We start from the raw sequence: 23,842 nt of genomic DNA, 5'->3' as shown, positions 1-23,842 counted from the left end.
TCATCCTCCCGGATGTACCCTATTCTCCTCAGTAACAACGACGATGTTGTTACATAGGCTGCGAAATTATCGCAGCACCCGTTCTGAATGCATCATCTTCACTCTTCTCTCACCATCCCGATAACCGCGTTTTCCATCGCCAGTTTCATCCTGACTTTTTTATTGGCAAGCCGCGCTTTCCACTATAATTTATCCTTGTATATCAGCGTTATCAGGCTGAGATAAATGCAAGGAGAGAAATCCATGAAATGGTTCAAAGCAATACCTGCTTTTTGCGCAACGCTGCTGGTGGCGACGGCCCTCGCTGGCTGTGCGGGATCGGCTACAAAGGAGAGTACGGGCGGCTATATTGACGATACCGTGGTGACCACCAAGGTGAAAACGGCGCTCTTTAACGATAAAGACATCAAGTCCTCTGAAATCAGCGTCCAGACCTTTAAAGGCCGCGTCCAACTGAGTGGATTTGTCTCCTCCGCGGAAAGCGCTAAACGGGCGGTGGAAGTCACCCGTCGGGTGCAGGGCGTGCGAATGGTCGAAAACGATCTGCGTATTAAATAAGGCCGCCTATACGGTCTGATGCCTGAAGGCGCCTGTGGGCGCCTTTGTCGTCTGCGCCGCTGGCCGCGACAACGACCGGCTTTTGCGTTACAGTAACCATTCATTAACCGGTTGGTGAGAAGACGATGTACGAAGGTTACGCAGGACTGATCTTTGATATGGATGGCACTATCCTCGATACCGAGCCGACCCATCGTCAGGCATGGAATGAGGTGCTGGGCCGCTACGGTATGCGTTTCGACGAACAGGCGATGGTTGCCCTCAATGGCTCACCGACCTGGCGGATTGCCCAGGCGATTATTGAACTCAACCAGGCGGATCTCGATCCACATCGCCTGGCGCAGGAAAAAACCCTGGCCGTTAAGGCGATGCTGCTGGACAGCGTACGTCCATTGCCGCTGATCGAGGTGGTCAAGGCGTGGCACGGCCGTCGCCCGATGTCGGTCGGCACCGGTAGCGAAAGCGCCGTCGCCGAAGCGCTGCTGGCGCACCTGGGCCTGCGTCATTACTTCTCCGCGGTGGTGGCGGCCGATCATGTGGTCAACCATAAACCCGCGCCCGATACCTTCCTGCTGTGCGCCGAGCGCATGGGCGTCGCGCCGGAAAAATGCGTGGTCTTCGAAGATGCCGACTTTGGTCTGCAGGCGGCGAAGCGCGCGGGAATGGACGCTGTAGACGTGCGTTTGCTGTGAGCGATGCGCTGTCACTCCTCTCGCTGTTTGCCAGTAGCTTTTTAAGCGCCACGCTACTTCCCGGCAATTCGGAGGTTGTGCTGGTGGCTATGCTACTTGCGGGGGTCAGTCATCCGTGGTGGTTAGTATTAATAGCAACAATCGGCAATAGCCTTGGAGGGGTAACTAACGTTATTCTGGGGCGCCTGTTTCCGCTGCGTAAAACCTCGCGCTGGCAGGAGCGGGCGGCCGGCTGGCTTAAGCGCTACGGCGCGGTTACGCTGTTGCTGAGCTGGGCGCCGGTTGTCGGCGATTTACTGTGTTTGCTGGCGGGATGGATGCGCATTTCCTGGGGACCGGTACTCTTTTTCTTATGCCTTGGAAAGGCGCTGCGCTATATCGTCATTGCAGCAGCGACGCTTCAGGGCATGACGTGGTGGCACTAATTGGACTGATAGTTCATCCATTACAATTATGCTTATTCAAACGATTTCGACAGGCGGGAGGTCAAATTGATCCCGGACGTATCACAGGCGCTGGCCTGGCTGGAAAAACATCCGCAGGCCCTGCAGGGTATTCAACGTGGTCTGGAGCGGGAGACGCTGCGCGTGAACGCAGACGGCACCCTTGCAACGACCGGTCACCCTCCGGCGTTAGGCTCAGCGCTGACGCATAAATGGATTACCACCGATTTTGCCGAAGCTTTACTTGAGTTCATTACGCCAGTAGATGGCGATATTGAGCATATGCTGACCTTTATGCGCGATGTCCATCGCTATACCGCGCGTCAGATCGGTGATGAGCGGATGTGGCCGCTGAGTATGCCATGCTATATCGCCCCCGGTCAGGATATTGAGCTGGCGCAGTACGGCACCTCTAACGTGGGGCGCCTGAAAACGCTATATCGCGAGGGGCTGAAGAACCGCTATGGCGCGCTGATGCAGACTATCTCCGGCGTGCACTATAACTTCTCCCTACCGATGGCCTTCTGGCAGGCTAAATGTGGTGTGGAAGACACTGAGAGTGGTAAAGAGGCCATTTCGGCGGGCTATTTCCGCTCAATTCGTAACTACTATCGCTTTGGCTGGGTGATCCCCTATCTGTTCGGCGCCTCGCCGGCGATTTGCGCTTCGTTCCTGCAAGGAAAGCCGACGACGCTGCCCTTTGAGGAGACGGGCAACGGCATGTATTACTTGCCGTACGCCACCTCGCTGCGCCTCAGCGACCTTGGTTATACCAATAAGTCGCAAAGCAATCTCGGAATTACGTTTAACGATCTGCACGAGTATGTGGCAGGATTGAAGCGCGCGATTAAAACGCCGTCGGAAGAGTACGCTAAAATCGGGCTGGAAAAAGACGGTAAGTATCTGCAGATCAACAGCAATATCCTGCAGATTGAAAACGAACTCTATGCGCCGATCCGCCCGAAACGCGTCACCCGTCGGGGCGAAACCCCGTCCGATGCGCTGTTGCGCGGTGGTATTGAGTATATCGAAGTGCGTTCGCTGGATATCAATCCCTTCTCGCCGATCGGCGTTGACGCCCAGCAGGTGCGTTTCCTCGACCTGTTTATGGTCTGGTGCGCGCTGGCCGACGCGCCGGAGATGAGCAGCGATGAGCTGCTGTGCACCCGCACCAACTGGAATCGGGTGATTCTGGAAGGGCGTAAGCCGGGCTTAACGTTGGGCATCGGCTGCGAAAGCGCGCAGTTCCCGCTGGCGCAGGTGGGTAAAGATCTGTTCCGCGATTTACGCCGTGTAGCGCAGACGCTGGACAGCATTCACGGCGGCGAGGCCTATCAACAGGTCTGCGATGAGCTGCTGGCCTGTTTTGACGATCCGGAATTAACCTTCTCAGCCCGCATTCTGCGTTCTATGATTGAAGAAGGGATTGGTGGAACCGGCCGTGCGCTGGCCGATCGTTACCGGACCCAGCTGCGTGAAGAGCCGCTGGAGATCCTGAGCGAAGAAGATTTCATCGCCGAGCGTGACGCGTCGGTGGCGCGACAGAAGAAAATAGAAGCGGAAGACAGCGAGCCGTTTGAGGCGCTGTTGGCGCGGCACGCGTAGCGGTCGAAGCGCTGGAAAAGAAAAAGGCCACATCACTGTGGCCAAACTTTCATCTCTGATTCAGGGATGATGATGATAATAAATGCGCGTCTTTCATATACTGAGACTCGCGGCTGAACAAAGAGTTCATTTTATTTTAAAAAAATTCACTCCCGGAGGTGACGAATGCCGTTGTTAGATAGTTTCACAGTCGACCATACCCGAATGGAAGCCCCAGCGGTGCGTGTCGCGAAGAAAATGAACACGCCGCATGGCGATGAAATCACCGTATTCGATCTGCGCTTCTGCGTGCCGAACCAGGAAGTGATGCCGGAGCGCGGTATCCACACCCTCGAGCACCTGTTCGCCGGCTTTATGCGCGATCACCTGAACGGGAATGGCGTGGAAATTATCGACATTTCGCCGATGGGCTGCCGCACCGGGTTCTATATGAGCCTGATTGGTACGCCGGACGAGCAGCGCGTCGCCGACGCCTGGAAAGCGGCGATGGCCGACGTGCTGAAGGTGAAAGATCAGAACCAGATCCCGGAGCTGAACGTCTACCAGTGCGGGACCTACACCATGCACTCGCTGGAAGAGGCGCAGGAGATCGCTCGTCATATCATCGAGCGCGATGTGCGCATCAACAGCAACGACGAACTGGCGTTGCCGAAAGAAAAACTGCAGGAACTGCACATCTAGTGCTTCCGCCGCGGCCCGACGCCTGTCGCCGGGCCGCTTTCCCGACGCCGCCATGACGACGACCACCACCTTCTCCTTTCAGCACCGCCCGCTGGTGCCCTTTGCCCATGATTATGCTCACGGTGACCAGGAAGACTGGCATCAGCATGACTGCGCCCAGCTGCTGCATATTTTAAGCGGCGTGGTGCGGGTGGCGACGCCGGCAGGCTACTGGGTGGTGCCGCCCGGGCGCGGCGTCTGGCTGCCGGCGGGAACGCCCCACGCGCTGCGCATGACCGGCAACGTCGCGGCGCGAACGCTGTTTATCGATCCGCTGGCGCGCGCCGATCTTCCGGCGGGGTGCCAGATCGTACAGATCACGCCCCTGCTGCGGGAACTGATTGTCTCCTCCCTGGCGCTGGCTGAGCGTTATGCCCCCGCCAGCCGCGACGAACGGATTTATGAGCTGATCCTCGATGAGATCCGCGGGATGGCGATCCTGCCGTTTGGCCTGCCGGAGCCGCAAAGCGAAACGCTGCGCCGGCTGTGCCAGCAGGTGCGCGAGGCGCCGGGCGGGGTCTGGAGCAGCAGCCAGGCGGCGAAGGCGTGCAGCATGAGCGAGCGAACCCTGAACCGCCATTTTCAGCAGCAGACTAGCCTGACGTGGCGCGAGTGGGTGCGCCGGGCGAAGCTAATGGAAGCGCTGATTCGCCTGGCGCAGGGCCACTCCGTGCTGCGGGTGGCGCTGGAGCTGGGCTACGGCAGCCACAGCGCCTTCAGCGCCATGTTTCGTCGGGTGATGGGCGTCGCCCCCAGCGACTATTTTCGTCCCCCGGCCTGATCGGCGGCGCTGAGCGCATTGCACAGCGCCTGCAGCGAGGCGCGCGCCACGTCATTATCGATACCCACGCCCCAGTAGCTTTCTCCTTGCGGAAAAATGCAGCGAATATAGGCCACCGACCGGCTGTCGCTGCGCGCGCCGAGGGTATGCTCATGATAGTCCTTGATCATAAACGGTTGCCGAAACAGCGCGCTGAGGCCGCTGGCTGCGGCGGAGAGCAGGCCGTTGCCCTGGCCCTGCAGGCGTCGGGTTTCGCCGTGGTGACGCAGCGTTGCCTGCAGGGAAAGCTGGCCATTCTGCTGGCTGGCGCTCTGATAATCGACCAGCGTCAGCGCAGACTGCGTCTGCAGCCCGTAGCGCGTGCGGAACAGCTGCCACAGCGCATGGTGGGTCATCTCTTTGCCGTCGCTATCGGTGGCCTGCTGAACGTGCTGGCTGAAGTCCTGCTGCAGCCCGCGGGGCAGCTTCAGGCCATGATTTTGTTCGATAAGCCAGGCGCTGCCGCTTTTCCCCGACTGGCTGTTGACGCGGATCACCGCCTCATAGCTGCAGCCAATATCCTGCGGGTCAATCGGCAGATAGGGCATCCGCCACAGGTCGCCAGGCTGACGGGCATCAAATCCTTTTTTGATCGCATCCTGATGAGAGCCGGAGAAGGCGGTGTAAGCCAGACTTCCCGCCCACGGGTGGCGCGGGTGAACGGGGATCTGATTGCAGTTTTCCACCACTTCCACCACCCGGTTCATCTGCTCGAAGCGAAGCTCAGGGTCGATGCCCTGGCTGTAGAGATTCATCGCCAGCGTCACCAGACAGACATTGCCGGTGCGTTCGCCGTTGCCAAACAGGCAGCCTTCCACCCGGTCGGCACCGGCCATCACCGCCAGCTCGGCGCTGGCGACGCCGGTGCCGCGGTCATTGTGCGGATGCACGCTGATGCAGACTTCGCCGCGGCGGGAGAAGTGGCGGCAAAAATATTCGATCTGATCGGCATAGACATTCGGGGTGTTGACTTCCACCGTCGCCGGCAGATTGACGATCATCGGTCGCTCGGCGCAGGGCTGCCAGACATCCGCCACCGCTTCGCAAATCTCAAGCGCAAACTCGGGCTCGGTGAAGCAGAAGGTTTCAGGCGAATATTCATATTGCCAGCGGGTCTCCGGCTGCTGTTCGCACTGCTGACGGATAAGCCGGGTGGCGCGGGTCGCGAGGGCGATCACCTCGGCCTTGTCCATGCCGAAAACCAGCTCGCGGAACAGCGGCGCGGTGGCATTGTAGAGGTGGACGGTGGCCCGGCGGGCGCCGCGCAGCGCCTCAAAGGTGCGCAGGATCAGCGGGTCTCGCGCCTGGGTCAGCACCTGGATAGTGACATCCTCCGGGATGCGCTGTTCGTCAATCAGCTGGCGGACAAAGTTGAAGTCGGTTTGTGAAGCGGAAGGGAAGGCGACCTCAATCTCTTTAAAGCCGCACTCCAGCAGCAGATCCCAGAACTGCAGTTTGCGGGCGCTGTCCATGGGCTCGGCCAGCGCCTGGTTGCCGTCGCGCAGGTCAGTCGACAGCCAGCGTGGGGCGTGGCTGATTTGCCGGTCAGGCCAGCGGCGGTCGGGAAGGGCGATCGGCGGATAGGGACGGTACTTTTCAGCAGGATGGCTCAGCATAGTGTTCTCCTTAATGGTCTGCCTTTATCCTGCCCGAGCGCCGGCGGGCAGGCTTTCGCAAACGAGACAGAAACTAGCGAGAACTGGACAACCTGAAGGCGTAAAAAAGGGACCCGCAGGTCCCTTAATGTGAGGCTTAGTGCGCGCCGCCGCCGCCGCCGCCGGCGCTGAACGGGGGTCTGGCGAACCATACCAGTCCCAACAGCAGGATGAAAATGGCCGCTGAGATCCAGAAGATTTCGTTGGCAGAGATAATCAGCCCCTGGTTGGTTATCTGCTGTGCTATCCAGCCGGACGCCTGTTGCTGCGTCATTCCCATCCCCTGCAGCTGATCGTAGATCTGCTGCGCGTTGGGGTTGAACGGCGTCACCGATTCGGTGAGCTGCGCATGGTGCAGCGCCTCGCGGTTGGTCCACAGGGTGGTGGTGATCGAGGTCCCGATGGAGCCAGCAAGGGTACGGGTGAAGTTCGACAAGCTCGACGCCGCCGCCAGCCGCTCCGGCGGCAGGCCGGAAAGGGTGATGGTGGTCAACGGCATGAAGAAGCAGGCCACTGCGAAGCCCTGGATAAACTGCGGCCACGCCGAGGCGCCAAAGTCCATCCCCGGTTCGAAGGTCCAGGCGCGCCAGTAGAAGCAGACGGCGTACATGATAAAGCTGAAGGTGACCAGCCGCCGCATATCGAGCTTATGCGCAAAGCGGCCGATAATCGGCGACAGAATGACCGGGATCACCCCCACCGGCGCTGACGCCAGGCCGGCCCAGGTCGCAGTGTAGCCGTAGACCTCCTGCAACAGCTGCGGCAGCAGCACGATGGCCCCGAAGTAGAGCATGTAGGCCAGGCTGATGCAGAGGCAGCCGATGGTGAAGTTGCGCGACTTAAACAGCGACAGATCGACAATCGGGTTATCGTCGGTCAGCTCCCAGACGATCAGGAAGCTTATCGCCACCACCGCCACGATGGTCAGAATGATAATTTCATTGGAGGAGAACCAGTCCAGCTCTTTGCCCCGGTCCAGCATCACCTGCAGACTACCGATACCGATGATCAGCAGCGCCAGGCCGACGCCGTCGATACGCCGCTGTTCGGTTTTGGTTTCCCGGTTGCGCAGGGTCTGCAGGGTCATCAGCACCACCGCCACGCCAATGGGCACGTTGATAAAGAAGATCCATCCCCAGTGGTAGTTATCGCTGATATAGCCGCCGAGGATCGGGCCGCAGATGGGAGCGACGATCACCGTCATCGACCACAGCGCCAGGGCGATAGAGCGTTTCGCCGGCGGATAGTTGCTGAGCAACAGACTTTGCGACAGCGGGATCAGCGGCCCGGCAACAATACCCTGAATGACGCGGAAGAAGATCAGCATCGTCAGGCTGTTGGAGACGCCGCAGGCCCAGGAGGCGATGGCGAAAGCGGTGGTGGACCACAGGAACAGCTTCACCTCGCCCACGCGCTTGGCCAGCCATCCGGTGATCGGAATGGAGATGGCGTTAGCGACCCCGAACGAAGTGATGACCCAGGTCCCCTGGCTCAGCGATGAACCAAGGTTACCGGCGATGGTCGGGATCGCCACGTTGGCGATAGTGGAATCCAGCACCTGCATGAACGTCGCGAGCGACAGCGCAATGGTCATGATGACCAGCTGCGCGCCTTCCAGCGGTTTTTGCTGTTGCATTACACTCACCCCGAATTATCCGGCGTTGGCCTGAATGATCTCGTCTATCAGCTTATTGACCGGATCGAGAGCGATTTCGCGGGCGTTGCTCTCGTAGACCGGGGAGCTCCGCACCTGGCTTGCCAGCATTTCGCCATCGCGATCGGTGGTGTTAACTTCTACCAACGTCGAGAGGCCGATGCGCAGCGGGTGTTCCGCCAGCTGTTTTTCATCCAGTTCGATGCGGACCGGCAGACGCTGTACCACTTTGATCCAGTTACCGGTGGCGTTCTGCGCCGGCAGCAGGGAGAAGGCGCTCCCGGTCCCCATATCCAGACCAACCACCTTGCCGGTGTATTTCACGTCATCGCCATAGATGTCGCTGATCACCGTGGCCGGCTGGCCAATGCGCATATGCGCCAGCTGGGTCTCTTTAAAGTTAGCGTCGATCCACAGGTTAGTTGCCGGAACCACCGCCATCAGCGGCGTGGTGGTGCCGATCTGCGCGCCAGGCTGTACCGAGCGACGGGAAACGTAGCCGCTAATCGGGCTGACGATCTGCGTACGCTGCAGGGCCAGCCAGGCGTTACGCACTTCGGTCGCCGCCTGCAGCACCGCCGGCTGCTGTTCGAGTTTGGTACCCAGCACGATCGCCTGGTTGGCGTTGTACTGCTGGATGGCCACGTCAAGCTCGGCCTGCGCGCTGGCGACGGTGTCGCGGGCGTGCTGCAGCTCTTCGCGGCCGATGAGGTTCGCCGCGCCCAGCGGGATACGGCGGTTCAGGTCAGCCTGCGCCTGGGCGAGGGCGGTCTTTTTGACGTCAATATTCGCCTGCAGCTGCTTGCTGTTGATCATCTGCTGACGGGTTTGACGCACGCTGGCGGCCAGCTGCGTCTTGGCTTTCTCAAACGCCTGTTGGGCATCGGTCTGATCGAGGGTGACCAGCGGATCGCCTTTCTGCACGTAGTCCGTGTTGTCAGCCCAGACTTTGGTCACGCTGCCCGAGACCTGGGCCATAATTTGTACCTGGTTCCCTGCCACGTAGGCATCGTCGGTCTCTTCATAGTGACGCAGTACCAGAAACCAGTAAATCCCATATGCCACGGCAATAATAATGAAGAGCAATGTCAGCAACAGAAGGGCGCCTTTACGCTTCCCTTTTTTGCTGCCTGGTTGCTGCGGGGTTTGGCTCTCCGCATTTGCGCTCATGTTATTCTCCACGATCTTATTATTTCACATCGGCTGAGCCGACCTGTTTATCAGAAAGGCCAGCAGAGATCTGCTGGCCTGGCTGTTTTCCTTGCAACGTAAAAATGGGCTGAGCGACGCCGCCCTTAGCGTAGAGAGTCCGCCAGCACGCCTTCTTCTTCCATCTGGTCAAGGCGGCTCAGGAGTTTGCGGGTAATATGTTCGAGCTGATCTTTTTCGCTGGTGCTGAGTGAAGACCACAGCTGATGCAGGCAGTTATGCTGCGGCGGCAGGACTTCACGCAAAAACTGATGGCCCTTTTCGGTCAGCTGCAGATGCAGACAGCGACGATCGTTATCGCTCTCGCGGCGTTCAATCCAGCCGCGTTTTTCCAGTTCATCAGCGATACGGGTGGCGTTGGTACGCGACGAGCCCAGCGCACAGCTCAGCTCGGACGGCTGAATGCTGTGGTTTTCCTGCGACTCCAGCGTAATCAGCGCCATAAATAATGTCTCGTTAATTCCCTGCGCTTTGAGCATTTTATTGCGATTTTCCAGCAGCTTACCTTGCATATGCATGCAAAGACGAGTTAACAGAATCTCCTGGAACGGGAAATCTTCATGGCGGCTGGCGCGGAACTTGAGCATTTGCTCAATGGGAGTAAACGAACTATCCATTTGGGTATGACCTCATTAATTACAGCCGATATAATAACTATTGTGACAAATAAATCAAATGAATTATTGACCAAAATTGATACGTAAAGCTTAGAGCCCGCTGGCGATTTTCCAGGCCAGACCGTAGGCCAACGCCGACAGGAGGGTCGGGATAATAATGCTGCGGGTTTTCCAGAAGGCGCCCCCCAGCACCAGGAAGCCGATCAGCGTCGGCGCCAGACGATGGGCATCGGCGAGGATCTCCGGCACGCTGGAGACCACCAGCAGCGCGCAAATCGAGGCGATACCGATGGTATCCAGCAGCACGCTGACCGGGCCACGGCGGGCAGGCCGGGCATGGCCCGCGCGCAGACGCAGGGGAAGATAGCGAAACAGATAGTTCACGCCGCCGACAATCACCCCGAGCAGAAGGACCTCACTGTTCATCCGGCATCCCCTTCAGCATGGCCTGGACCAGCGCCGTCAGACACCCGCAGACAATTCCGGCAAGAATCGCCGCCGGAATGGAAAATAACAGAATGCCGCCCAGGGCGCCCGCCAGCGCCGCGGTGACGCACAGGGATTGCTGGCGCTGGAAAGAGGCCAGCAGGAAGCTCATAAACAGCGCCGGCAGCATAAAGCCGAGCGCGGCTTCCACCGCCGGATAGTCCACCAGCAAACCGTTGCCGGACCAGGCGCCGGCCAGCGTGCCGCACACCCAGGATGCCCACGAGGTGAACGCGAGACCGAGCATCCAGTTTTCGCTCCAGCGGCGGTTGTCGCGAACCAGCCTGGCGGTGGCGGCGGCGAAAACCTCATCGGTCAGGCCGAAGGCCCAGAGGGCGGTTTTCTTTTTGTTCAGCGCGGTATGGATGCGGCTGCGCAGCGAGGGGCCATACAGCACGTGGCGTACGTCCATCGCCATCACCGTCAGGGCGGCGACCCACAGCGAACTGCCGGCGGCCAGCATGGCGGTGATCACAAACTGGCTGGCGCCGGCGTAAATGATGCAGGAGAAAAACAGGCTTTCCAGCGGGGTGAAACCCAGCCGGGTGGCATTGAGTCCGAAGGCGAATGCCACCGGAAGGTAGCTGATGACGATGGGGAGACTGTCTTTAATGCCTTCGCCGACGGTGGCGACACGTTCAGATAAGGCACAGGTTAAGGGCGCGGGGTTTTCCATATGAATAACTTATCGCTGGATCCATGTGAAGGTGGCAAATTGACCGATGTCCCCACCTTAACAGAGCGCGACGCGCCTTAACACTATGAAAATGCCCGCAATCCGCTTTTCCCTGACCCAGACGGGATGAAAGGCGGGGAAGGGGGCCCGGATAAGGCGTCGGGCCTTATCCGGGAGCGGGTTACTGCTGCGCGGCGAGGGCGGCTTTCACCCAGCTGTCGAACAGCGGCTGGTGGGCCTTGATCCAGCCATCAACATGACCGTTAATGTCGGCTTCAGAAGCATGGCCGTCGTGCATCATCGCATTCTCGGCATTGATGTCGGCGATCGGCAGCTTCATGACGCTAAACAGAGTGGCGGCGGCCGGGTTTTTCTCCGCCCAGGCTTTGTTGGCGACAATGTGCATGGTGTTGACCGGGAATCCATAGTTGGCGCCATTGGCCAGTTTGGTATCGATGTTTTTCTGCTCGCCCGGCAGGGAGGAGAACGGCACCTGCAGCCAGACGACGTCTTTGCCAGGCTTCAGCACGTCGCTAACCCAGTACGGCGTCCAGGTGTAGTAGAGCACCGGTTTACCCTCTTTATAACGGGCGATGGTGTCGGCCATCATCGCCGCGTAGTTGCCCTGGTTATGGGTGACGGTTTTGCTCAGGCCATAGGCGTCAATCTGGTGGTTAATCACCGCTTCGCAGCCCCAGCCAGGGGTGCAGCCGGTGAGGTCCGCTTTGCCGTCGTTGTTGGTATCAAACAGTTTGGCGATCTGCGGATCTTTGAGCTGATCGATGGAGGTGATGTGGTACTGCTCGGCGGTTTTTTTGTCGATCAGATAGCCCTGGGCGGCACCTGAGACGTATACCCCCTTGCGGTAAAATTTGTTATCACCGCCCGCCGCGGCGTACATGTCATCGTGCAGCGGCTGCCAGTTGGTGGCGATGAAGGTGGTATCCCCAGCGGCAATCGAGGTATAGGCAACGTTATAGTCCACTTCGCTCGGTTTCTCGACGGTGTAGCCAAGCTTCTCCAGCGCGCGGCTGACCAGCAGGGTCTGGAAGCTCTCTTCGGAGATGGTGCTCTGGGCCGGCTTGACGGTAATGCCTTTGCCCGGCAGGTCGGCGGCGAAGGCGCTAGTGGCGATCAGGGTGGCAAAGGCGGCGGTGGCCATCATCGTGCTATGTCGCATGGTGGTTCCTCTTATTGTTTAACGGGAAGGGCGGCCCCCCGGCATCGGCTGGTGCCGGGGAGCGGCGCTGTTATCGACTTATCGACAGAAAGGGCGAGTGAGAAGCCCCAGCGGGCCGGTGGTGTACCAGCGGCGGTTGCCGCGACTGCGGGCGTCGCGGCCGACGGCCTGGGTAAGGCGGTCAAGAATAATCGCCAGGATCACGATCCCCACGCCGCCGACGGTGGCCAGGCCCATATCCAGGCGACCAATGCCGCGCAGCACCATCTGGCCAAGACCGCCGACGGCGATCATCGAGGCGATCACCACCATCGACAGGGCCAGCATCAGCGTCTGGTTAACCCCGGCCATAATGGTGGGCATCGCCAGAGGCAGCTGAACTTTAAACAGCAGCTGTCGCGGGCTGGCGCCAAATGAGCGCGACGCTTCGATCAGATCCGCAGGCACCTGGTTTATCCCGAGGATGGTCAGACGGACGATGGGCGGCAGGGCGAAGATAATCGTCACCACCACGCCGGGCACGTTGCCGATGCCGAACAGCATTACGATCGGCACCAGGTAGACAAAGGCCGGCGTGGTCTGCATGGCATCCAGCAGTGGGCGGATAATTTTCGCCGCCCGCGGACTGCGCGCCAGCCAGATCCCCAGCGGCAGGCCGATGATCATGCAGAACAGCAGGGCGGTGAGGACCAGCGCCAGGGTGACCATCGCCTGCGACCACGCGCCGATGGCGCCAATGGCAATCAGCGATACCAGGGTGGCGACCCCCATGCCGAGGCTGGAGATCTGCCAGGCGATCAGCGCGAAGACGATAATCGCCACTGGCGCCGGCATTCCCAACAGCAGCTGCTGAAAGGCGCTGAGAATGTAGTCGATCGGCACGCGGATCCCCTGGAACAGCGGGCGGAAGTGCAGCACGATCCAGTCGATGGCGTGGGTCACCCAACTGTCGAGCGGGATCAGGGTCTTATGGAACGGATCCATGATATTGAACTGTTCCGGCTGCGGCGCCGGGGCGCTGTGCAGCCAGTCGGCGCCGCCGCCATTGGTCGGCGCGGCAGTAGAAGCGCCACCCCAGGCGTCTGCAGCCTGGGCGGCGTTGTCGGTTGCCGGGGCGCTGTCCCACGGATTGGTTTGATCAGCCATGATTCACCCCCTCGCGATCTAAAGCCTGGAGCAACATTCGTTTGGAAATGATGCCAATATATTGTTGTTCTTCATCCACCACCGGGACGGCGCACGGGGCGTGGCCGACGTGGGAGAGCAGATCGCTGAGCGGCGTTTGCGCCTCCACCGCCAGCGGGGCGTCAATCAGCGCCGCCTCGATCCCCTGGCCGGCGCTGAGCGCGGTTTTCAAAGAATCGATCGACACAATCCCGACAAAGCGATTACCACGCTCGATGACATAGCCATATTCCCGGTCTTCATCCTGTAATAATTTCAGCGCTGAGCGGGGGCCAAAACCTGGCGTTTTACGAATCAGGCCGACCGGACTACGACGGGCAATATCTTTGGCGCTGAAGACCTGGCTAATATCGACGCCGCGGAAGAAGGTGCGGACATAATCATTGGCCGGATTATTCAATATTTCATCCGGAGTACCGACCTGGACCACTTCGCCATTTTGCATAATGGCGATACGATCGCCAATTCGCATGGCTTCATCAAGGTCATGGGAAATAAAGACAATGGTACGCTGATGCTTAGCCTGTAATTTGATCAGCTCATCCTGCATTTCGGTGCGAATGAGCGGATCGAGCGCGGAGAAGGCTTCATCCATTAACAGAATATCGGGATTAATCGCCAGGGCGCGGGCTAAACCGACGCGCTGACGCATCCCGCCAGAGAGTTCATCCGGCCAGGCGTGGGCATAATTCTCCAGCCCCACCTGCCGCAGCGCTTCCCGCGCTTTTTGCTCTCGCTCAGCGGCCGGGACGCCGGCAAGCGCCATGCCAAACGCCGTGTTGTCGAGCACGCTCATGTGCGGCATCAGTGCAAAGGATTGAAAAACCATCGCAATTTTTTTACGACGCACCTCGCGCAGCTCGGCGTCCGACATTTTCGCGATATCGACCCCGTCAATCAGCACCTGGCCGCGGGTGGGTTCAATCAGGCGATTGAGAAGGCGAACCATGGTGGATTTCCCCGAACCGGAGAGCCCCATGATGACGAATATCTCGCCTTCTTCAATGGCCAGACTGGCGTCTTTGACGCCAAGCGACAGCCCCGTTTTTTCCAGTATTTGCGCTTTGTTGAGTCCTTTCTCAATATATTTGAAAGCACGGTGAGGGTGCTCGCCAAATATCTTATAAAGATTTTTAATTTCTAATTTAATTGCCATGCAATAGAGAAGTTCCTGTTATTTGTTTATTGCGATACGGTACCCAATGGTGATTATGATCTTTTTACACCCTATCATACTCAGATTCTGTGACAACCCTTAATGACAAACTCTCGGCAAAATGGAGTGAGGGACATGGCGGCGCAGCCCCCGTGATATAAGGGCTGAGCGGTAATTTGTTGTGGGTAATATTTTTTGATTATCTCTGGATAATTCGACTGAAATAGACCAGTTTTCTGCTAAATATGACGGGATGATGACGGTTAGGCCATGGAGAGAATATTTGACAGATGAACCCACTTTTCTGCGAAATAGATCACCAGGAATTCGGTCGCGATATTCCTGGTGAAAGTACGGTTAAAAGTCCCAGTCGTCGTCGGCGGTCTCTTCCATTTTTCCTATCACGTAGGAGGAGCCAGAACCGGAGAAAAAGTCGTGGTTTTCATCGGCGTTGGGCGACAGCGCCGCGAGGATCGCTGGATTAACCGCCGCCATCTCCGCCGGGAACAGCGCCTCGTAGCCGAGGTTCATCAGCGCTTTGTTGGCGTTGTAGCACAGGAAAGCGCTAACGTCGTCGAACCAGCCGCTCTCGCCGTACAGTTCCCGGCTGTAGGCCAGCTCGTTGTCGTAAAGATCCATCAGCAGATCGAGGGCGAAATTTTTCAATTCTTCGCGCTTGCCGGGGCTGACGATCTCCAGTCCTTTCTGATATTTGTAGCCGATGTAATAGCCATGCACCGCTTCATCGCGAATGATCAGGCGGATCAGATCCGCGGTGTTGGTCAGCCTTCCCCGGCTGGAGAAGTACATCGGTAGCCAGAAGCCGGAGTAGAAGAGAAAGGATTCGAGGAACACGCTGGCGATTTTTTTCTTCAGCGGCTCGTCGGCCTGATAGTAGCCCAGCATCAGCTGCGCCTTGCGCTGCAGGGGCTCACAGCTTTCGCTCCAGGCGAAGGCGGCATCCACCTCCTTGCTGTGGCACAGCGTGGAAAAGATGGAGCTGTAAGAGCGAGCATGAACCGCTTCCATAAAGCTGATGTTCGACAGCACCGCCTCCTCATGCGGGGTCAGGGCGTCCGCCATCAGCGCCGGCGCGCCGATGGTGTTCTGAATGGTGTCGAGCAGGGTCAGCCCGGTAAAAACGCGAATGGTCAACTGCTGCTCCGCCGCGCTGAGGGTTTGCCAGGCGGGAATGTCGTTCGACAGCGGCACTTTCTCCGGCAGCCAGAAGTTGCTGGTGAGACGGTTCCACACCTCCAGATCTTTATCGTCATCGATGCGGTTCCAGTTGATCGCGCTGACGCGCGTTAAATGGGTCATCCTGATCTCCTTACAGCGCGCAGGACACGCAGCCTTCAATTTCAGTGCCTTCCAGCGCCAGCTGGCGCAGTCGGATGTAGTAGAGCGTCTTAATGCCTTTCTTCCAGGCGTAGATCTGCGCCTTGTTGATATCGCGGGTGGTGGCGGTATCGGGGAAGAACAGGGTCAGCGACAGCCCCTGATCGACGTGGCGCGTCGCCTCGGCGTAGGTGTCGATGATTTTCTGGGGCCCTATCTCGTAGGCATCCTGATAGAGGGCCAGATTGTCGTTATTCATAAACGGCGCGGGGTAGTACACCCGTCCGGTTTTCCCCTCTTTGCGGATCTCAATCTTCGAGACGATCGGGTGAATGCTGGAGGTGGCATGGTTGATGTACGAGATCGAGCCGGTGGGCGGCACCGCCTGCAGATAGCGGTTGTAAATGCCATAGCGCATGACGTCGTCGCGCAGCTGGCGCCAGCTTTCCCGGTCGGGCAGGGAGATGCCGGCGCGGGCGAACAGCGCGCGGACCCGTGCGGTTTTCGGCTGCCACTCCTCATGCAGATATTTGTCGAAGTACTCCCCGCTGGCGTAGCGCGACTGCTCGAAGCCGGCGAAGCGCTGACCGCGCTCGCGAGCCAACAGCATCGAGGTGTGCAGCGCGTGCCAGGTCACGGTGTAAAAGTAGATATTGGTGAAGTCCAGCCCCTCCGGGCTGCCGTAGGCAATGCCTTCCCGCGCCAGGTAACCGTGCAGATTCATCTGCCCCAGGCCGATGGCGTGGGAGGCCGCGTTGCCGGCCGCCACGGAAGGGACCGACTGAATGTGGCTCATGTCGGACACGGCGGTCAGGGCGCGCACCGCGGTGGCGATTGTGCGGCCGAAATCCGGCGAGTCCATGGTATGGGCGATATTCAGCGAGCCGAGGTTGCAGGAGATATCTTCCCCGATATGGGCATAGCTGAGGTCTTCATTATAGGCGGACGGCGTACTGACCTGCAGGATCTCGGAACACAGATTGCTCATGGTGACCCGCCCGGCCACTGGACTGGCGCGGTTCACGGTGTCTTCAAACATGATGTACGGGTAGCCGGATTCAAACTGGATCTCCGCCAGGCGCTGGAACAGGTCGCGGGCGCGGATCCAGCGTTTGCCCACCCGCTCGTCGGCCACCAGCTGCGGATAGAGGTCGCCGATGGCGCAGTCGGCGAAGGGTTTGCCGTACAGCCGTTCGACATCATACGGCGAGAACAGCGCCATCTGCGCGTCTTCTTTCGCCAGCTGGAAAGTGATATCAGGGATCACCACCCCCAGCGACAAGGTTTTGATGCGGATTTTCTCATCGGCATTTTCACGCCGGGTATCAAGGAAGCGCAAAATATCCGGATGGTGCGCGTGCAGCCAGACCGCCCCCGCCCCCTGGCGGGCACCGAGCTGGTTGGCATAGGAGAAGGCATCCTCCAGCATCTTCATCACCGGCACCACGCCGGAGGACTGGTTTTCGATGCGCTTGATCGGCGCCCCGGCCTCGCGCAGGTTAGAGAGTAAAAAGGCCACGCCGCCGCCGCGCTTCGACAGCTGCAGCGCCGAGTTCACCGCCCGGCCGATGGACTCCATATTATCCTCAATGCGCAGCAGGAAGCAGGAGATCAGCTCCCCGCGCTGCTGTTTGCCGGCGTTGAGGAAGGTGGGGGTAGCCGGCTGGAAGCGGCCGCTGAGTATCTCCTCCGTCAGCTGCCGCGCCTGCTGTTCATCGCCCCGGGCCAGCGTCAGGGCCACCATTACGCTGCGTTCGGCGAAATCCTCGAGGTAATGTTTGCCATCAAAGCTCTTCAGCGCGTAGCTGGTGTAGAACTTCCAGGCCCCGAGGAAGGTCTGGAAGCGAAACGCGGCGCGCCGGGCATGGTCGAACAACGCCAACACAAACCCGCGGTCATAGCCGGCCAGCACCTGCGGATCGTAATAGCCCTCGCGGACGAGCCAGCTGAGTTTATCCTCCTGGCTGGCAAAGGCGAGGGTGTTGGGCTGAACCTGGGTCGCCATAAAGGCCTCAACCGCCTGGCGATCTTTCTCAAACGGGATGCGGCCCTCGCTGTCGTACAAATTCAGCATCGCATTGAGGGCGTGAAAATCCACGGCGGCGGTTATACGTTCTGCGGTTGTCGTTGCCAAAATTCGCTGACTCCTTTACGCACGTTATCGATATCGTCGGGGGTTCCCATCAGCTCGAAGCGGTAGAGATAGGGCACGGCGCACTTCTGCGCGATGACATCCCCGGCGCGCCCCCAGGCGTCGCCAAAGTTGCGATTGCCGGCGGCAATCACCCCGCGGATCAGTCGACGGTTATGTACGTCGTTTAAAAAGCGGATCGCCTGACGCGGCACGGCGCCGGCGGTGCCGCCGCCGCCATAGCTGGGAACGATGAGAATGTAGGGCTCGTCTACCTGCAGATGTTCACGCTCGTTCAGCGGGATGCGCACCGCCGGCAGCCCCAGGCGCTGCACAAAGCGATGGGTGTTCTCCGAACGGCTGGAGAAGTAGACGATGAGGCTCATGCGCTGGCCGCCGCGACGGAGGGACGCAGGCGATTGATCATATCCGGGCGGAAGCCGCTCCAGCGCAGGTCGCCGGCGATCACCACCGGCAGCTGGCGAAATCCCTGCTCGCGCAGGATGTCGGCGGCATCCGGCTGTTGGTCGACGTTGACCATTTCAAAGGCCAGTCCCCGGCTCTCCATGGCTCGCCGGGTGGCATGGCACTGCACGCAGTCATTTCGAGTGTAAATAATAATGCGCATGATTCGTATTTCCATTTAAGATAACAGCACGGCGCTAAACGTAGCGTCGAACGTTGTGGGCCATTCAATAAGGAAATACTAGATGTAGTTATTTAAAACTTCAACCACTCAATATATAGCGTTTTTAGCAAAGGATTCCCCCTCCGGGATGGCCAGGCGGAGGAGGGGGAAGGTTGCGCGAAACTACAGACGCATGGCGACGGCGAGGCGGTTAAAGGCGTTCATCAGGCTGATAGCGAAGGTGAGATCGCTTATCTGACGCGGGGTAAAATGTTCGCGCAGCGGCAGGTAAACCTCATCTTCCGCATGGCTGGCGGCGATGTCGGTGACCGACTCGGCCCACGCCAGTGCCGCGCGTTCGGCAGGGGTAAAATGGTCGCTCACCCGCCAGCCGGCCAGGGCATCCAGTTTGCTCTGCGCCATGCCGCCCTTGCGCAGCGCCTGGCTGTGCTTCTCAAGGCAGAAGGCGCAGCCGTTGATCTGCGACACGCGTAAATAGACCAGCTCCACCAGGGCGCTGCCCAGTTCGCTTTTCTCCAGCGCGAGGCTGGCCTGCACCAGCCCTTTATAGACTTCCGGGCTTAGTTCACTGAATGGCTGACGTAATTGGCTCATGGTGTTCTCCTCTCTAAGACGGCAGCCAAAATAGCACTATAATGGACTGTAAAAGATAGCCATATTGTGATGAAAAAAGCAGACCATAATGGAAGCCAGCCACCTCCCTCTCTATCAGCGTATTGCCCGCCAGCTGAAATCCGCCATTGAACGGGGCGAACTGGCTCCTGGCAGCCGTCTGCCCGCCAGCCGGGTGTTTGCCCAGGAGCAGGGCGTCTCCCGGGCAACCATCGAAAACGCCTGGGGCGAACTGGTCGCTCAGGGCTGGCTCGAGCGACGCGGGCAGGCGGGAACCTTTGTCAGCGAACGGCTCAGTCCGCGCCAGCTGGCGCCGGTAATGCCAGCGCAACCTGCCGCGCCGGCGGAGCCGTTGCCGTTTCAGATGGGGCTCCCGGCGCTGGATCTCTTTCCGCGCGGGCTGTGGGCGCGGGTGATGGGGCGCCGGCTGCGCACGCAGTCGCGGTTCGATCTGGCGCCCGGCGATCCCGGCGGCGACCCGCTTCTGCGTCAGGCGATCGTCGACTATCTGCGCCTGTCGCGCAGTATCGACTGTCAGCCGGAGCAGGTGCTGATCGCCGGCAACTATGCCACCGCTATGAACCTGATCCTGCGTACTCTGGCACAGCCGGGGCAGCATATGTGGATGGAAGATCCGGGATATCCCTTTATCCGCCCGGTGGTCGAGGCCGGGCAACTGGTGGTGGATGCGATCCCGGTGGACGACGAGGGGATGGATATCGCCTGGGGCCAGCGCCATCATCCGCAGGCGCGGTTTGCCCTGCTCACCCCGGCGCATCAGAGTCCGCTGGGCGTGGCGCTGTCGCTGCCCCGGCGTCGCCAGCTGTTGGCATGGGCCGCGGAGCGTGACGCATGGATCATTGAGGACGATTACGATAGCGAGTTTCGCTATCGCGGCAAACCGTTGCCGCCGCTGAAAAGCCTTGATGCGCCACAGCGGGTCATCTACGCGGGCACCTTCAGCAAGTCGATGTTTCCGGCGCTGCGCACCGCCTGGCTGGTGGTGCCGAGCGCGCTGGCGGCGCGCTTTCAGCAGACCGTGGAGCGCCAGCCCTGTACGGTTCCCACCCTGTGGCAGCAGACGCTGGCGGATTTTATCCAGCAGGGCCATTTCTGGCGTCATCTGAAAAAAATGCGCGCCAGCTACAGCCAGCGCAGGCAGTGGCTGGAGTCTGCTCTGCAGGCGCAGGGCTTTCAGGTTACGCCGCAGCAAGGGGGGATTCAGCTGGTCATGCCGGTTAGCGGCGACGATCGCCTGTTGGCCCAACGGGCGGTGGCGGCCGGGCTGGCGGTACAGGCGTTGAGCGACTGGCGGATGCGCCATACCGGCGAGGGGGGATTACTGATGAGTTTTACCAATCTTCGCTCGCCGGCAATGGCTGGCGCGCTGGCCCGGCGGCTGGGGGAGGCGATCAGCGTCGGCGTCACACCCGATGGTGCGTAAAAAACCCCTGCGGCCAGAGGCGCGCAGGGGCTGACGCGTATTTGTTATCTTCATTGCTTTCCGTGAAGCTGGCGGGCTTCCGCACGCTGATCGCGCGGCGGCAGCAAACGCTATAGCTATTATCGACGTAAATTGAGCAATACGCCAATAAATACCCCGACGGCGGCGGCGGCGCCCACGCTGTGCCACGGTTTATTGCGCACGTAGGTATCGGCGCAGCCCAGCGCATCACATGCTGCCTGGCGCGCATCCAGCGCCGCCTGCTGCACCCGGTTGTGGCCATTAATGCGGGCGCGGGTCTCTTTTAACAGCGACTGCGCTTTGGCACGCGCCGCTTCCGCTTCCTCTTTCGCGTCACTGCCCCACGATTTCAGCACCTCTTCCAGCGTGTCCGCTAATTGGCTGACATCGTTATGAATATCTTCGGCGTTATCGTCAAAATTGTTGCGGTTCACATGGTTAGCCATCGTTATCTCCCTTAATTCCATCGAGTGAGTAAGTGTAGGACAAGATTTTGAATTATGCTTACTGCTGTGGTTTCTGGAATATTCCGAAAGCACTGCCCTTAATGAATAAGGTAAGGTCAATGTGCGGTAAAAGATAACGAGGAATCAGTATGTATTTAAGACCCGATGAGGTGGCGCGTGTTCTTGAAAAAGCCGGCTTCACCATGGATGTTGTGACGCAAAAAGCGTACGGCTATCGCCGCGGCGATAATTATGTTTATGTGAACCGCGAAGCGCGCATGGGGCGAACAGCGTTAGTTATTCATCCGGCGTTAAAAGAGCGCAGCAATATGCTGGCTGAACCGGCTTCAGATATCAAAACCTGCGACCATTATGAACAGTTTCCGCTGTATTTAGCCGGGGATGCGCAGCAGCATTATGGAATTCCGCACGGATTTAGCTCACGCATGGCGCTTGAGCGTTTTCTGAATGGGCTATTTGGCGAAGCTAAGCCGGCCATGTCGACGAATTAATTCGCTGGATAAAGGCCCGGGCGAAATCGGCTGGCGGGAGGAAGCGACTGGCAGAGCCAGTCGCTGTTAACGTGTCGGTCAGGCTTTTGCCTGCTGGTAGGGAGCCACGCGGAACAGGCGGCGGCAATAGTCGAGGAAGTAGCCGTAAGCGGCGCCCATCATCATCGATACCGCCAGGTTCGAGCTCACCGCAGCGACAATCTGGTGCCAGTCCGCACCCACGCTCCACAGAATGGCGACATATACCGGCGACTGAAAGGTCACGTAGGCCAGCACGTCGGCCATATTTTTCATCCAGCCGGCCGGAGTGATGCGCCGGGCCTGACGCATGGCGAAATCGCGATAAATCCCGTAAGGAACAGCAATAATAATGTTGACCGGGATCGCCACCAGACGCGACGATAACGACTGCTCAAACGTCATACCAGAGAGAAAAATTTCGATCATCATGTTGACGACGGTGCAGTAAACCACCATCGCAAAGGTGTCTGCAACCGCGTGCCGCAAGCGGGAGTGCGCAGAGAACATCGGAGTGCTCCTCGAAAATGAAGTCAAGAACGCCGAAAAATGCGCGTTGGTATAGCGTTTTTGGGCTGCCTGTTTTGATGTGCGTAGAGTATATCTCTGCATTAAAAGTGGCAACTAGCTATAAATTTTTATTTATTGCCTTTTTGTCGATAAAATACTCTGCGACGGTTGGTTTTCTGCCCGTTACGCTACTTTTATTGCTTCTTTCATTAAATGTGTTTATTTTCAGGTGGTTATGTGGTGTTTTGCCATGGTGTTTGACCAGGGAGGCGGCGTCTGAGCACTCGCCGTGGCGCAAAATCGCGTTAGCCTGTGATGAGTGTCTCGTTTAGATGTTTTTATGCCATTATGCCGGTTTTTGTGGTGGAAAATTCTAAAGTGCCGAGTGGCGTTTTATTCTGAATGGCCGAGTAACTATTCATTAGGTTGGGCTGAGAGGGCCTGCGCATCCGCCGACGATAAGAGGATAAGCCGCTGACCATAAAGGTAATATCGCCTGCTGAATATATTTTCCTATCTCACTATCCGCCGCTTTTATTTATTCATGGTCTCGTTGGCCCGCGCTGGCGAAAAAGAATCGGGGATTTTCCGATATAGGGCAGGCGGAAGAGATTTAATCTCTGCATAATATATTTATCTGGACAACCGCAGGCTGGAAATAAATAAACGTTTCTATTACACTTGCCGCGTTGTGTCTTTTAATTTGCTATTTGGAATTTTTTAATTTTATGTCTTCAATGTTACACAAACTGAATAATATCCGTTCACTGCGCGCGCTGTCCCGTGAATTCTCCATTGACGTGCTTGAAGAGATGCTGGAAAAGCTCAGGATCGTCACTGAAGAAATACGTACGCAACAGCAGCTGGCGGCACAGCAGCAAGCGGAATATCAGGAAAAAGTGAATACCTGGCTTGAGCTGATGCGCGCCGACGGTATTTCTCCTGACGAGCTGGTGGCCGATATTCAGCCGCCGATGGCGGGCGGTAAAAAGCGGAAACCGCGCCCGGCGAAATATCGTTATACCGATCATACCGGCGCCGAGAAAACCTGGACCGGCCAGGGAAGAATGCCGAAGCCGATTGCCCAGGCGGTCGCCGAGGGGAAATCGCTGGACAGCTTTTTAATTTAAAACCGATTCGGCCAGCGCCACGACGGCGGGGAAGACCCACCGCCCGGCCTGGCCTTATGACCTGCAGCGAGGGAGCTTCAGCAGACGCCGAAGTCTCCCTCTTCCTGATATCGCGTCACCTCGTCTGACTTCAGCGTATACCGTTCTCCCTGCTCCTGAGCGGCCTGAACCACCACCAGATCCTCGCCCTGCACTTCGATCACTTTCAGTTTTGGCCCGCCCGCACGCGGTTGCACCAGATCGCCGACAGAAAACATCATTCACTCCTTACTGTTAATACTACGTATGAACCTAAACCATAGCTCAACGCCCGTTCACTGAACACCGGGTGTGCTGTTTTTTGTTAAAACAATTTGGAGGTATATGTATTAGAGT

26 protein-coding genes are annotated in these 23,842 nt (G+C 58.6%); 9 read left to right on the top strand and 17 right to left on the bottom strand.

Features of this window, described 5'->3' with window-relative positions; all coding sequences use genetic code 11:
- The first annotated feature begins 243 nt into the window (after positions 1 to 243).
- From ACQUTI_RS14065 to ACQUTI_RS14040, 6 genes are all read left to right on the top strand, one after another.
- Positions 244 to 558, top strand: coding sequence for a BON domain-containing protein (locus ACQUTI_RS14065; protein WP_004205689.1), 315 nt, complete (start codon positions 244 to 246; stop codon positions 556 to 558).
- Between the two features lie 125 nt (positions 559 to 683).
- Positions 684 to 1,250: a fructose-1-phosphate/6-phosphogluconate phosphatase gene (gene yqaB, locus ACQUTI_RS14060; protein ID WP_004205690.1), complete on the top strand. Its 567-nt coding sequence runs from the start codon at positions 684 to 686 to the stop codon at positions 1,248 to 1,250.
- Positions 1,247 to 1,675 (top strand): YqaA family protein, encoded by a 429-nt coding sequence (locus tag ACQUTI_RS14055; protein ID WP_004205691.1) that lies wholly within the window; start codon positions 1,247 to 1,249, stop codon positions 1,673 to 1,675. Before yqaB ends, ACQUTI_RS14055 begins: the two co-directional genes overlap by 4 nt.
- 66 nt (positions 1,676 to 1,741) lie before the next feature.
- On the top strand, positions 1,742 to 3,298 hold the full coding sequence (gene gshA / locus ACQUTI_RS14050) for a glutamate--cysteine ligase (RefSeq protein ID WP_064155053.1): 1,557 nt from the start codon (positions 1,742 to 1,744) through the stop codon (positions 3,296 to 3,298).
- 165 nt (positions 3,299 to 3,463) lie between these two features.
- Positions 3,464 to 3,979: an S-ribosylhomocysteine lyase gene (luxS, locus tag ACQUTI_RS14045; protein ID WP_004205694.1), complete on the top strand. Its 516-nt coding sequence runs from the start codon at positions 3,464 to 3,466 to the stop codon at positions 3,977 to 3,979.
- Positions 3,980 to 4,031: 52 nt separating this feature from the next.
- Complete coding sequence (locus ACQUTI_RS14040; protein WP_060656665.1) at positions 4,032 to 4,799, top strand: AraC family transcriptional regulator; 768 nt, start codon at positions 4,032 to 4,034, stop codon at positions 4,797 to 4,799.
- On the opposite strand, the gene leuA is transcribed toward ACQUTI_RS14040, so the two are convergent.
- From leuA to ACQUTI_RS13970, 14 genes are all read right to left on the bottom strand, one after another.
- Positions 4,778 to 6,454 carry a 2-isopropylmalate synthase gene (gene leuA, locus ACQUTI_RS14035; RefSeq protein WP_428923290.1) on the bottom strand — a complete coding sequence of 559 codons (1,677 nt, stop codon included), beginning with the start codon at positions 6,452 to 6,454 and terminating at the stop codon, positions 4,778 to 4,780. The genes ACQUTI_RS14040 and leuA overlap by 22 nt on opposite strands.
- Before the next feature lie 136 nt (positions 6,455 to 6,590).
- A complete protein-coding gene (gene emrB / locus ACQUTI_RS14030; protein ID WP_002914342.1) occupies positions 6,591 to 8,129 on the bottom strand; it encodes a multidrug efflux MFS transporter permease subunit EmrB in 1,539 nt (512 codons plus the stop codon).
- Positions 8,130 to 8,144: 15 nt separating this feature from the next.
- On the bottom strand, positions 8,145 to 9,317 hold the full coding sequence (gene emrA / locus ACQUTI_RS14025; protein WP_004205697.1) for a multidrug efflux MFS transporter periplasmic adaptor subunit EmrA: 1,173 nt from the start codon (positions 9,315 to 9,317) through the stop codon (positions 8,145 to 8,147).
- 125 nt (positions 9,318 to 9,442) lie between these two features.
- Positions 9,443 to 9,973, bottom strand: a complete 531-nt coding sequence (gene mprA, locus ACQUTI_RS14020) for a transcriptional repressor MprA (protein ID WP_002914337.1) — start codon at positions 9,971 to 9,973, stop codon at positions 9,443 to 9,445.
- A gap of 90 nt (positions 9,974 to 10,063) precedes the next feature.
- Entirely contained in the window at positions 10,064 to 10,399 is a 336-nt protein-coding gene (gene ygaH, locus ACQUTI_RS14015; protein WP_004205699.1) for an L-valine transporter subunit YgaH, read from the bottom strand.
- Positions 10,389 to 11,135 carry an AzlC family ABC transporter permease gene (locus ACQUTI_RS14010; protein ID WP_004205700.1) on the bottom strand — a complete coding sequence of 249 codons (747 nt, stop codon included), beginning with the start codon at positions 11,133 to 11,135 and terminating at the stop codon, positions 10,389 to 10,391. The genes ygaH and ACQUTI_RS14010 overlap by 11 nt, the downstream gene beginning before the upstream one ends.
- A 181-nt stretch (positions 11,136 to 11,316) precedes the next feature.
- A complete protein-coding gene (proX, locus tag ACQUTI_RS14005) occupies positions 11,317 to 12,315 on the bottom strand; it encodes a glycine betaine/L-proline ABC transporter substrate-binding protein ProX (protein WP_017900617.1) in 999 nt (332 codons plus the stop codon).
- Between the two features lie 78 nt (positions 12,316 to 12,393).
- A complete protein-coding gene (gene proW / locus ACQUTI_RS14000) occupies positions 12,394 to 13,461 on the bottom strand; it encodes a glycine betaine/L-proline ABC transporter permease ProW (RefSeq protein ID WP_004205702.1) in 1,068 nt (355 codons plus the stop codon).
- Positions 13,454 to 14,656, bottom strand: coding sequence for a glycine betaine/L-proline ABC transporter ATP-binding protein ProV (gene proV, locus ACQUTI_RS13995; RefSeq protein ID WP_002914328.1), 1,203 nt, complete (start codon positions 14,654 to 14,656; stop codon positions 13,454 to 13,456). The genes proW and proV overlap by 8 nt, the downstream gene beginning before the upstream one ends.
- Before the next feature lie 357 nt (positions 14,657 to 15,013).
- Positions 15,014 to 15,976 (bottom strand): class 1b ribonucleoside-diphosphate reductase subunit beta, encoded by a 963-nt coding sequence (nrdF, locus tag ACQUTI_RS13990; RefSeq protein WP_114508394.1) that lies wholly within the window; start codon positions 15,974 to 15,976, stop codon positions 15,014 to 15,016.
- 10 nt (positions 15,977 to 15,986) lie between these two features.
- A complete protein-coding gene (gene nrdE / locus ACQUTI_RS13985; protein ID WP_017900618.1) occupies positions 15,987 to 18,128 on the bottom strand; it encodes a class 1b ribonucleoside-diphosphate reductase subunit alpha in 2,142 nt (713 codons plus the stop codon).
- Positions 18,101 to 18,511, bottom strand: a complete 411-nt coding sequence (gene nrdI / locus ACQUTI_RS13980; protein WP_004205706.1) for a class Ib ribonucleoside-diphosphate reductase assembly flavoprotein NrdI — start codon at positions 18,509 to 18,511, stop codon at positions 18,101 to 18,103. The genes nrdE and nrdI overlap by 28 nt, the downstream gene beginning before the upstream one ends.
- Entirely contained in the window at positions 18,508 to 18,753 is a 246-nt protein-coding gene (nrdH, locus tag ACQUTI_RS13975) for a glutaredoxin-like protein NrdH (protein WP_004205709.1), read from the bottom strand. Before nrdH ends, nrdI begins: the two co-directional genes overlap by 4 nt.
- Positions 18,754 to 18,936: 183 nt before the next feature.
- Positions 18,937 to 19,368, bottom strand: coding sequence for a carboxymuconolactone decarboxylase family protein (locus ACQUTI_RS13970; protein ID WP_004205714.1), 432 nt, complete (start codon positions 19,366 to 19,368; stop codon positions 18,937 to 18,939).
- Between the two features lie 88 nt (positions 19,369 to 19,456).
- On the opposite strand from ACQUTI_RS13970, the gene ACQUTI_RS13965 reads away from it, so the two are divergent.
- A complete protein-coding gene (locus tag ACQUTI_RS13965) occupies positions 19,457 to 20,830 on the top strand; it encodes a PLP-dependent aminotransferase family protein (protein ID WP_180405535.1) in 1,374 nt (457 codons plus the stop codon).
- A gap of 119 nt (positions 20,831 to 20,949) precedes the next feature.
- On the opposite strand, the gene ACQUTI_RS13960 is transcribed toward ACQUTI_RS13965, so the two are convergent.
- A complete protein-coding gene (locus ACQUTI_RS13960) occupies positions 20,950 to 21,297 on the bottom strand; it encodes a DUF883 family protein (protein ID WP_004205716.1) in 348 nt (115 codons plus the stop codon).
- Between the two features lie 149 nt (positions 21,298 to 21,446).
- Between ACQUTI_RS13960 and ACQUTI_RS13955 the strand changes: the two genes are divergently transcribed.
- The gene (locus ACQUTI_RS13955; RefSeq protein WP_004205718.1) at positions 21,447 to 21,809 is read left to right on the top strand and encodes a DUF2002 family protein; all 363 of its coding nucleotides are present in this window, start codon (positions 21,447 to 21,449) and stop codon (positions 21,807 to 21,809) included.
- Between the two features lie 78 nt (positions 21,810 to 21,887).
- On the opposite strand, the gene alaE is transcribed toward ACQUTI_RS13955, so the two are convergent.
- Positions 21,888 to 22,337 carry an L-alanine exporter AlaE gene (gene alaE / locus ACQUTI_RS13950; RefSeq protein WP_004205719.1) on the bottom strand — a complete coding sequence of 150 codons (450 nt, stop codon included), beginning with the start codon at positions 22,335 to 22,337 and terminating at the stop codon, positions 21,888 to 21,890.
- Between the two features lie 728 nt (positions 22,338 to 23,065).
- Between alaE and stpA the strand changes: the two genes are divergently transcribed.
- Complete coding sequence (gene stpA / locus ACQUTI_RS13945) at positions 23,066 to 23,467, top strand: DNA-binding protein StpA (RefSeq protein WP_023290746.1); 402 nt, start codon at positions 23,066 to 23,068, stop codon at positions 23,465 to 23,467.
- Between the two features lie 77 nt (positions 23,468 to 23,544).
- Here the strand turns inward: stpA and ACQUTI_RS13940 are convergent, their stop codons facing one another.
- Complete coding sequence (locus tag ACQUTI_RS13940; protein WP_004205721.1) at positions 23,545 to 23,724, bottom strand: hypothetical protein; 180 nt, start codon at positions 23,722 to 23,724, stop codon at positions 23,545 to 23,547.
- Positions 23,725 to 23,842: the final 118 nt, after the last annotated feature.

It is taken from the genome of Klebsiella sp. 7-CIP_Kleb., from assembly GCF_050378655.1.
GTDB lineage: Bacteria > Pseudomonadota > Gammaproteobacteria > Enterobacterales > Enterobacteriaceae > Klebsiella > Klebsiella quasipneumoniae.
Note: the sequence above shows the minus strand (reverse complement) of the source record. Positions and strands in the feature narration are given on the sequence as shown.